General features: G+C 75.5%; 8 protein-coding genes. 1 reads left to right on the top strand and 7 read right to left on the bottom strand.

Features of this window, described 5'->3' with window-relative positions; genetic code table 11:
* Both ACJOT3_RS27665 and ACJOT3_RS27670 read right to left on the bottom strand, forming a co-directional pair.
* Nucleotides 1-342, bottom strand: a 342-nt coding sequence (locus ACJOT3_RS27665; protein ID WP_406976052.1) for a hypothetical protein, incomplete at its 3' end; no start/stop codon positions are given.
* Nucleotides 343-391: 49 nt separating this feature from the next.
* A complete protein-coding gene (locus tag ACJOT3_RS27670) occupies nt 392-1,384 on the bottom strand; it encodes a hypothetical protein (RefSeq protein ID WP_406976053.1) in 993 nt (330 codons plus the stop codon).
* A 101-nt stretch (nt 1,385-1,485) separates the two neighbouring features.
* Here ACJOT3_RS27670 and ACJOT3_RS27675 point away from each other — a divergent pair, with 101 nt between their 5' ends.
* Nucleotides 1,486-1,989 (top strand): hypothetical protein, encoded by a 504-nt coding sequence (locus ACJOT3_RS27675; RefSeq protein WP_406976054.1) that lies wholly within the window; start codon nt 1,486-1,488, stop codon nt 1,987-1,989.
* Nucleotides 1,990-2,110: 121 nt separating this feature from the next.
* Here ACJOT3_RS27675 and ACJOT3_RS27680 read toward each other — a convergent pair whose 3' ends face one another.
* From ACJOT3_RS27680 to ACJOT3_RS27700, 5 genes are read right to left on the bottom strand one after another with little or no spacing between them, the layout of a single operon-like run.
* The gene (locus ACJOT3_RS27680; RefSeq protein ID WP_406976055.1) at nt 2,111-3,286 is read right to left on the bottom strand and encodes a VWA domain-containing protein; all 1,176 of its coding nucleotides are present in this window, start codon (nt 3,284-3,286) and stop codon (nt 2,111-2,113) included.
* Nucleotides 3,283-5,577 (bottom strand): DUF5682 family protein, encoded by a 2,295-nt coding sequence (locus ACJOT3_RS27685; RefSeq protein ID WP_406976056.1) that lies wholly within the window; start codon nt 5,575-5,577, stop codon nt 3,283-3,285. Before ACJOT3_RS27685 ends, ACJOT3_RS27680 begins: the two co-directional genes overlap by 4 nt.
* Nucleotides 5,577-6,695 (bottom strand): ATP-binding protein, encoded by a 1,119-nt coding sequence (locus ACJOT3_RS27690; protein ID WP_406976057.1) that lies wholly within the window; start codon nt 6,693-6,695, stop codon nt 5,577-5,579. Before ACJOT3_RS27690 ends, ACJOT3_RS27685 begins: the two co-directional genes overlap by 1 nt.
* Nucleotides 6,692-8,236 carry a DUF5691 domain-containing protein gene (locus ACJOT3_RS27695; RefSeq protein ID WP_406976058.1) on the bottom strand — a complete coding sequence of 515 codons (1,545 nt, stop codon included), beginning with the start codon at nt 8,234-8,236 and terminating at the stop codon, nt 6,692-6,694. Before ACJOT3_RS27695 ends, ACJOT3_RS27690 begins: the two co-directional genes overlap by 4 nt.
* The gene (locus ACJOT3_RS27700) at nt 8,233-9,483 is read right to left on the bottom strand and encodes an SWIM zinc finger family protein (RefSeq protein ID WP_406976059.1); all 1,251 of its coding nucleotides are present in this window, start codon (nt 9,481-9,483) and stop codon (nt 8,233-8,235) included. The genes ACJOT3_RS27695 and ACJOT3_RS27700 overlap by 4 nt, the downstream gene beginning before the upstream one ends.
* Nucleotides 9,484-9,887: the final 404 nt, after the last annotated feature.

Raw genomic sequence — 9,887 nt, forward strand, 5'->3', positions numbered from 1 at the left:
GTGGTCGGCCTCGTCGATGACCGTGTCCGGCACCGGGCGGGAGGGCAGCCCCACCGCCCGGCCGGGCAGGCCGGTGTCGCGGGCGGCCGCCTCGGCGGCCGCGCCCAGCAGGTCGCCGCCGATCTCACCGACCGTGGGCAGCCCCAGCTCGTCCCGGAGCAGGACGGTCGTCGCCGTCGCGTCCGGCGAGCTCTCGGGCAGCAGAGAGCGGCTGACATCGCTGATGGTGTCACCGCCGTCGTCCAGGAGGTCGTTGACCTCCTCCGGTCCGTCGTCGTCCCCGGCCAGCAGATCTCCCGTGTGCGTCCCGTCCACCAGGCCCCTTCCCTCGATCGCGCCCACGTGTGGGACTCCCCGCGGCGGCGCGGGGTTCCCGGCGGCGGTGGCCGGTTCAGGACGGAATCCGGCGGCGGGCCAGCAGCAGGATCAGGGCGCCGGCCGCGGTGAGCAGGACGCCGCCGTGCACCAGGGCGGCGGTCCGGGGGCCGGTGTCGGGAAGGCGTGCGGGCAGGCGGGTGTCGGACGGGCGCGTGGGCTTTCCGAACAGGCCGCCCCTGCGGGAGAGGGCGGAGGACACCTCCTCGGCCAGCGCCGCGGCGGCCGCCGCCTCGGCGCGTTCGACCAGTTCCCGCGGGGTGATCCCGAGCATGGCCGCAAGCTCGTCGACACTGCGCCGGGACAGCCCGCGCACCCCGTCGACGCCCAGGTGCTCGGCGAGGTCGAACACGGAGACGCCGAGCCGGTCCGCGAGATCGGCGAACGCGAGCTGCGCCGCCTGCTCGGCCGCGGCCTCCAGGTCGGGCCACTGGGCCAGGGGCGTCCCCCGGCAGGGGCCGCCTCGCTCGACGGGGAAGCGCTGCCACTCCCGCGCCTCCTCGCCGTCGAGGCACTCCGGCGACGGCGACGGAGAGGGCGAGGGAACGGGCTCCGGAACGTCGGAGAGGGTCTCCTGCTCCACGCCCTCGGGCGGCTCGGAGGGTTCGAGCGCCGCCTCGGGCTGCCCGGCGACCTCGGGCTCGGCCGCGGGCTCCGTGGGCTCGGCGGCCATCGGGAACGTGGTGACGTCGCAGTGGACGGTCTCCTCCCCCGGCGCCAGGTAGAACACCTCGTCGTCGCCGGGCACCGTCTCGACCGGCACCCCCTCCCCCGTCCGGCAGTCGGGGTCCCGCCCGGGCACCTCCAGCCACGGCCCGGCCTCCCGCACCGCCGCCTCCTCCGGGGCGCCGGTCAGCACCAGGGCACAGCCACCGTCCCCGCGGGCGTGCGCGCAGACCTCCTCGGCCTCCTCGGCCGCCGCCGGAAGCGCCGGGGCGAGGACCGCCAGCACCGCGGCCGCGGACGCCCCGGCACCGGCGCGCGCCAGGGGCAGAAATCGTGGGGACACGGCACACCGCTTTCCGAGACGCTTTGATCACTAAAAGTAATCAATCGGTTCCCTTTCGCCGGGGACCCGATATCCGCGTGTCCCTGGGCCATCATGGGGACATGGGCACTCCCCCGATCGCCGTGCAGCGCATCTCCGTGTGGTGGACCAAGGCAGGCCGCGACGCCCGTTCCGCGGACCTGCGCCGCGGACTGCCCGAGACCTTCCCCCTGCCCGACCTCCCCGAGCCGGAGGCCGCGACCCCGGTCCTGCTCCACGACGTCGCCCTGCGCGAGGAGAACGCGTACGCCCCCGAGGAGGTGGCGCGGTACGTCGCCATGACCGGGGTCCCCTGGTGCCTGCGCCTGCGCGAACACGGCGGCCTGCTCACCGTGGCGCGGGCCACCCCGGACAGCGCAGAGTCCTTCCCCCGCCGCTGGCCCCGCCCCCTGTTCACCCTGCGGCCGGGGGAGGTCGGCCGCTACCGGGCGAACTTCCGCTTGACCGCAGGTTGGTCCGGGGAGTGGGTGTACAGCGACTGGACCGTGCGCATCGGCCACCGCGCCTGGCACACCTCCACCCCCGCCGTGGACGTCGACGACCGCGTCCACCTCTACGGCCGCTGACACAGGAGGGCGGGCGGAGACCGCCACAGCCCCGCCCGCCCGGATCGAGTATTCCTGGGCGTCCCGCCGGTGAACAGCCCATGACCCCACCTGGTGGCCCGGATTCTCGGGCCACCGACCCCTACGCGTCCTTCTGCTTGTCCACCCACGCGGTGAGCGGCTGCCCCTGGATGGCGGCGGCCATCAGCTCCGGGAACACGTCCGGGGTGCACGCGAACGCCGGGACGCCCATCTCCGCCAGCGCGGCCGCGTTCTCGCGGTCGTAGAACGGCGCGCCCTCGTCGGACAGCGCCAGCAGCACCACCACCTGGACCCCCGCCGCCTGCATGGACGCCACCCGGCGCAGCATCTCCGCCCGGACGCCGCCCTCGTACAGGTCGCTGATCAGCACGAAGATCGAGTCGTCGGGCCGGTCGATCAGCCCCTGGCAGTACGCGATCGCCTTGTTGATGTGCGTGCCGCCGCCCAGCTGGGTGCCGAACAGCACCTCCACCGGGTCGGTGAGCTGCTCGGTGAGGTCCACGACCGCGGTGTCGAACACCACCAGCGAGGTGCGCAGCGTCTTCATCGACGCCAGCACCGCCCCGAACACGCTCGCGTACACCACCGACGACGCCATGGACCCGCTCTGGTCGATGGCCAGCACCACGTCCTTCTGCACGCCCTGGCTGCGCCGCCCGTACCCCACCAGGGTCTGGGGCACGATCGTGCCGTGTTCGGGCAGGTAGTGGGCGAGGTTGCGGCGGATGGTCGCGTTCCAGTCGATGTCGGAGACGCGGCGCGGCCGGTGGGTGCGGGCGGAGCGGTCGATGGCGCCCTGCACCAGCGAACGCGTCTTCTGGGCGACCCGGCGCTCCAGGTCCTCGACCACCTTGCGGACCAGGGCGCGGGCGGACTCGCGCGCCTTGTCGGGCATCACCCGGTTGAGGGACAGCAGGGTGCCGACGAGGTGGACGTCGGGCTCGACGGCCTCCATCATCTCGGGCTCCAGGAGGAGCTGGTGCAGGCCCAGCCGCTCCATGGCGTCCTTCTGCATGACCTGGACGACGGTGCCGGGGAAGTACTCCCGGATGTCGCCGAGCCAGCGGGCCACGCGGGGGGCGGAGCCGCCGAGCCCGCCGGAGCGCCCGCCGCCGCCGGCGCCCGCGCCCGCCGCGTCGCCCCGGTTGTAGAGGGCCTCCAGGGCGGCGTCCATGGACTGGTCGGTGGTGCTCAGCCCGGAGGGGCAGCGCGCCTCCCGGCCCAGCACCAGCCGCCAGCGGCGTTCGCGCTCGTCGATGGTGTCCACGGCGTTCATGCGCGCTTCCTTCCGTCGGTGAGGATGGCCAGGGCGGTGGCCAGGGCCGGTGCGGCCCGCTCGGCGTCCACGGCGGCCCGGGTCCGCACGGCGGCGACCCGGGCGCCGCCCAGCCGGCCGGCGGCCTCGCCGATCTCGCGGCGCTCGGAGCCGTCGAACGCCCCGAAGGTGCGGCGCAGCAGCGGCAGCACCGCGGTGAACCGCTCCTCGGGCAGGCCCAGCAGCCAGGCGTCGATGAGGCCGAGCATCCGGTCGTCGTGGACCAGCACGAGCCCGCTGCCCTGGAGGAACCCCTCCAGCCAGGCCGCGGCCGTGGCGGGCTCGGTCCCCTGGGACATGGCCAGCCCCAGGCGGCGGCGCAGCTCCTCGGCGTCGATGTGCCCGGCGTCGGACAGCATCCGGTTGAGCCGCCCGGAGATCCGGCCGGGCAGGGTCTCCCGGCGGGCCAGGGAGGCCAGGGTGGCCTCCCATTCGGCGAGCGCCTCGCCGCCCAGCAGGGTGGCGGCGGAGTGCGTGTGGTCGATCTGGGTGACGAACCGGGCGGCGGCCTCGTCGTCGAGGCCGTGCACGGCCGGGGCCAGGCCCACGCAGACCCGGCGCAGGATCTGCTCGGCGACGGTGCGCAGGTGCGCGGCGTCGGTGCCGCGCACGTCGCCGTACCGGGCGGAGCGCGCCAGCGGCGGCAGCGCCCCCATCAGGTGGGTGACGTCGCCGTCGGTGGCGGCCCTGTCGGTGAGCAGGCCGAGCACTCCGGGCAGGGCGTCGGCCAGGTCGGCCAGCAGGCACAGCTCGGTGAGGGCGGTCAGCTCGGGCAGGTCGGCGTCGGCGGCGCGTTCGGCGGCCCGGGCCGAGGCGGCCCCGGCGACGGTGGTGCCCCACCGGCTGGCCTCGATGAGCGCCACGTCCAGCTCGGGTTCCCAGCGGACGCGCCAGGACTCCCGGAAGGTGCCCTTGCCGCCGGAGGTCTGCTGGGGGTCGCCCCAGCGGACGTCGAGCATGCGCAGCCGGTGCAGCAGGACGCTGCGTTCGCGGTGCCCCTCCTTGCGCAGGTCCAGGTCGAGGTCGCGGTCGAACGGCTCGGCCTTGAGCCGCAGGCGCTTCTGCGCGGCGATGACGTCGCGCTGCAACGGGACCATGGGCGTGGTGGGCGGCACCGAGCCCATGCGCTCGCCGATGGCCATGGTGCGGTGCACCAGGGCGGCGCGGACGGGTTCGCCCTCGCACAGGACGGCGGTGAGCGCCTCGGACACCTCGTCGAGCCCGGCCAGGGGTCGGCCGCGCAGGACGGCGAGGCTCTCGGCGAGCCGCACGCCCTCGATGACGTGCGAGGACGACACGTGGTGGCCCTCCTCGCGCAGCTGCCGGGCGGCCTCGGTGAGCCACCGGTGGATCGGCAGGTCGGGGGCGGTGTAGAGGTGGTGGTACCAGCCGGGGGCGGTGACCCCGGCCCCGTAGCCGCTGGCGGAGGCCAGCCGGCCGTGGGTCCAGGGCACCCAGGTGGCGCTGACCTTGACCTTGGGCAGCCCCTTGAGCAGCGCGGTGTCCCCGCTGACCGGGTAGTCCGCGACGCCGCGCAGGGCGGGCGCGTGCCAGGCGCCGCAGACCACGGCGACCCGCTCGTGCCCCTGCCTGAGGGTGGCCCGCAGCACCTGGCGCATGTACGCCTCGCGGCGGGCGCCGCGGCCCTGTTCGGGTCCGCTCTCGTCCCGGACTGCGGCCATGGCGTCGGCGATGGCGGGGAACGGCGAGGGTTCGCCGTCGCGCCGCTGCTCGACGACGTCGTCCCACCAGCGTTCGGCGTCGTCGTACCCGGCGGCCTCCGCGAGCACGCCCAGGGGGTCCATGCGCAGCCGGTCGCGGCCCACGGCCTCGGGGTCCTCGGTGGTCCCCTCACCCGTCTCTCCCTCGCCCGGCGCCTCGGCCTCGGCCAGCCGCTCCGCCAGGGTGTGCGCGGCGGGCAGGTCGCAGAACCGCACCGGAACGTCGTTCTCGGCGGCGTAGCGCAGCGCCTCCCACTCCGGCGAGAACGCCGCGAACGGCCAGAACGCCCACCCGGCCGCCGATGCAGCCGCGTCCGCGTCCTTGGGCGGGTCCGCCAGGTGCACCAGCAGCGCCACCGGCGGCTCCAGCTCCCCCACCAGCGGGATCAGCGCGTCCGCCTCCGGCGGCCCCTCGATGAGGACCGCGTCCGGCTTGATCTCGGCCAGCGCCGCCCGGACCGCGCGGGCCGACCCCGGCCCGTGGTGCCGCACGCCCAGGACGTGCAGACCGCTCGTGTCCAGTCGTGCCATCAGGCGCCCACCTCGCGGCAGGCGCGGTAGAACTCGCCCCAGCCGTCCCGGCCGCGGACCACGGTCTCCAGGTACTCGCGCCAGACCACGCCGTCGGACACCCGGTCCTGGACCACGGCGCCCTGGATCCCGGCGGCCACGTCGGCGGGGCGCAGCACCCCGTCGCCGAAGTGCGCCGCCAGCGCGATCCCGTTGGTGAGCACCGAGATCGCCTCGGCGGTGCTCAGCGTCCCGCTGGGCGACTTGACCTTGGTGCCGTTGTCCTCGGTCACCCCGGACCGCAGCTCGCGGAACACGGTGACCACCCGGCGGATCTCGTCCAGCCCGGCCGGAACGTCGGGCAGCTCCAGCGAGCGGCCCAGCTGCTCCACCCGCTGGGTGACGATGCGGACCTCGTCCTCGGCGCTGTCGGGCACCGGCAGCACCACGGTGTTGAACCGGCGGCGCAGCGCGCTGGACAGGTCGTTGACGCCGCGGTCGCGGTCGTTGGCGGTGGCGATGATGTTGAACCCGCGCTGGGCCTGCACCTCGATGCCCAGCTCGGGCACCGGCAGCGCCTTCTCCGACAGCACGGTGATGAGGCCGTCCTGCACGTCGGAGGGCATGCGGGTGAGCTCCTCGATGCGGCCGATGGCGCCGCGGGCCATGGCGGTCATCACGGGGCTGGGGACCAGCGCCTCTTTGGAGGGGCCCTCGGCGAGCAGCCGGGCGTAGTTCCAGCCGTACCGGACGGCCTCCTCGGAGGTGCCCGCGGTGCCCTGGACCAGGAGCGTGGAGTCGCCGGAGATGGCGGCGGTCAGGTGCTCCGACAGCCAGGTCTTGGCGGTGCCGGGGACGCCGATGAGCAGCAGCGCGCGGTCGGTGGCCAGGGTGGCGACGGCGACCTCGACGACGCGGCGGGCGCCGATGTACTTGGGGGTGATCTCGGTGCCGTCCTCCAGGGTGGCGCCCAGCAGGTACCGGGTCACCGCCCAGGGGGAGAGCCGCCAGCCCGGGGGGCGCCGCCGGTCGTCCGCCTTGGCCAGCGCCTCCAGTTCGGCGGCGTAGGTCTGCTCCGCGTGCGGGCGCAGGGCCTGCGCGGCGTCGGTGGAGAGGGAGGGGGCGGAGGAGGTGGTCACACGAGCTCCTTGTGCATGTCGAGGCGGAAGCGAAGGGTGGTGAGCATGGTCTGGTAGGCGTGGTCGGAGGGTCCGCCGCCGACGGCGGCCAGGGCGGGGGTCTGCTGCGGCAGGCCGTGGACGAGTTCGGGGGGTGTGCGCTCGGCGAGGAGCAGGCACACGGACCGGTAGCCGCCGGTGTCGCGGTCCCAGCCCTTGCCGCCCAGGCGCGCGACGACCCGGTGCGTCAGCTCCACGCTCCAGGGTCCGGGGACCGCGTTGAGCAGGGACCACACGTCGCGGGTGCCGGTGCCGGGGCCGAAGGAGTGCTCCACCAGGGTGCAGCGCTCGGCGGTGGGCAGGACCCGCAGCAGCGGTTCCAGCTGGAGGGAGCGGCGGCCGCGGGCGGCGCTGACCAGGCGGTCGGTGACCCGGCCCTCCAGCATGCCCAGGGCGGCACGGGCCCAGTCCGGGTCCCTCTGGACGCCGATGGCGTTGAGCAGGGCGTCGTGCAGCTCGTCGTCGCCGGAGCGGGCGACCCGCTCCAGTACCCCGGCCGGGTCGGTGCCGAGCAGGCCGGTCCACACGTCGAGCGGGGTGCGGGTGACCAGCGTCCACAGGTACTCGGCGCGTTCGCGGCGGCCGATCTCGCCGGTGGGCCTGGCCAGGGCGAGGTCGCGCAGCAGGCCGGCCTCGTCGGCCTCCACGGGGGTGGCCAGGACGGTGTCCTTGGGGCCGGGGCGGACGTGGGCCCGCACGTGGTCGCGCAACCGGTCGGCGTGGGCGCTGTGCGGCAGCCGGGTGAGCAGGGACAGCGCCAGGCCGCGCACGTTGGCGCCCTTGTCGTCCAGGGCGGTTTCGAGCAGGTCGGCGTCGTCGGGTCCCAAACCGGTCTCCATCGCCTCCAGCAGGCGGCGGCGGAGCTCGGCCTTGCGCAGGTCGGGCCACACCTTCGCGAGCAGCTCGCGGCCCCGGGCGGGGTCGGCGGCGCGCAGGGCGCCGAACATGCGGCGGCGCTCGCCCTCGGTGCCGTGCAGCCAGGTGTCCTCGTCGAAGACGTCGGCGGGGTCGGACTCGGTGAGCAGGTACGCCCAGTCGGGCTCGAACCGGGCCAGCCAGCGCCCGCGCGAGCCGCCGGCGGCGGCGATGGAGTGGCGCAGGGCGCTGTCGCGGGCGCCGCGGTCCAGCAGGGCGGGCAGGTGCTCGGCGGGGGCGCGCAGGCCCGCGGCGGCGGCCAGGTCCAGCCATTCGGGCAGGAGTTCGGGCCGGTCGGCCAGGATCACCGCGAGCCGCCGGGCGGCCTGTCCGCCGACCTCGGGCAGGTCGGGCCCGGGGTCGGGGTCGATCGGCGCGACCCGGGCGGGCGTGTACCCGGCCAGGCGGCGCACGGTGGCCAGCGCGGCCCGGTCGAGCAGGGCGGCCGCGCCCTCGGTCGCGGCGGTGGCGGGCAGGTCGGGGGTGTCGGGGACGGCGCGGCGGGCGGTGCCCACGAGCGCGGTGGAGACCAGCAGGTCCCAGGAGTCGGCGCCCGGGGAGGAGGCGCCCGGGGAAGGGGTGGTCACAGGGGGATCGCCTTTCCGGTCCGGTCCCACACGGCGATGGGGGTGAGTCCTTCGGCGGGCGACCACTCGGCGGCGACCGTGGCGGGCCGTCCGCCGGTGACCGCCAGCAGGCGCCGGGGGGAGGTGGTGGTCAGGGGCAGGGCGTCGCCGTCGGGGTCGGCCAGGTACCAGCGGTCGTCCCGGGCCGGGACGGCGTCGGCGAGGACCACCGGCCAGGTCTCCCGCCACGGGTCCTCGGCCAGGACGGCGGCGTAGGAGTCGAGCGCGGCGGCGACCGTGGTGCCCTGGGGGACGGGCCCGGGGAGTTCGGTGCCCGGGACCGGGACGACCCGGTGCCCGTCGGGGTAGAAGGACAGGTCGGCCCGCACGGCGGTGCCCAGCCGGTAGGGGGAGGTGGGGGCCTGCTCGGCGCGGCCGAAGCTGAGGGCCAGGGCGGTGCGGCCGGTCTCGGCGCCGCGCAGCCACACGCGCAGGCCGGTCATGTCGTCCTCGGCGCCGGGCACGGTGCGCCGGCCCAGTACCAGCCAGGTGTCGGTGACGCTCTCGCCGCCCGCCCGCACCTCGTCGGCCTTGAGGGTGATGCCGACCCGGGAGCGGACCGCGCCGCGGGTGCGCTCGTCCAGGGAGCCCTGCGCCCCGTAGCCGTCGATGAGCAGGTGGAGCAGGCCCAGGTGCTCCAGCACCCGTTCGGGCCAGCTCTCCTGCCGGGCCACGGAGGGCAGCCGGGAGACCCAGCCCGAGGCGCCGCGCGCCTTGGCGTCGGTCAGCCGCTTGGCCATGCGGTCCCAGTGGTCGTAGCCGAGTTTGGGGACCTCGGCGAGCCCGGCGTCGATCTGGTCGTGCAGCCACAGGCGCAGTTCGGCCAGTCCGGCGTCGACGGCCTCCTCGCGGGCCCGCAGGGTGGCGGCGGCCCGGGCCGGGTCGGCGGGCGCGGCCTTGGCGGGGTCCGCGGCGCGCGCCTGGCGGGCGGCCCGGCCGTCGAGCCAGGTGCCGACCCAGGAGGGCTTGTCCTCGCGGTCGGCGACCTCGCCCTGCGCCCACAGGGCGAGCAGGCCGAGCACGTGCTTGCAGGGGATCTTGCGGCTGGGACAGCTGCACTTGTAGGCGGGGCCGGTGCCGCCGTCCAGGTGGACCGCGGCCAGGTAGGGCTTGGAGCCGCTGCCCTGGCACTCGCCCCACACGGCGGAGGTGCCGCCGGCGGACGCGGCGACCGCCCCCCGCTGCGGCCACGACGCCGCCTTGCCCACCTTGACGGCGGCTTTGCGGGACGCGGCGTCCGGGGCGACGGCCCATACGTCGTCGATACTCCATCGGTCGCTCACAACAAGAACACTACGGGTCGACACCGACAAAACGAGCCCCCGGAGAACGCCTCCGGGAGGGTTCACCGGATTGTCGCCCGGGTGTGCCATGCTGGCCCCGGCGCAGCCCCCGACCGACCTTTTGCGATATTCATTCCAAAGATCGCTTTGGTCATATTCTGCGCCGTCGGTACGAGAATGCACCGAGCCGGTGGACGCATTTTTCCGAAGCCATTGAAAAAAGCCGTTCGCGACTCCTAGAATGCACGCTCAGGCCATCGGCCGCCGCCCCTCCCCGCCATCGGACGCCCCCGCCCCGCGCACGCACGCCGTTCGCGTGTCCCCGCCCC

It is taken from the genome of Nocardiopsis protaetiae (assembly GCF_045446735.1).
Lineage (GTDB): Bacteria > Actinomycetota > Actinomycetes > Streptosporangiales > Streptosporangiaceae > Nocardiopsis > Nocardiopsis protaetiae.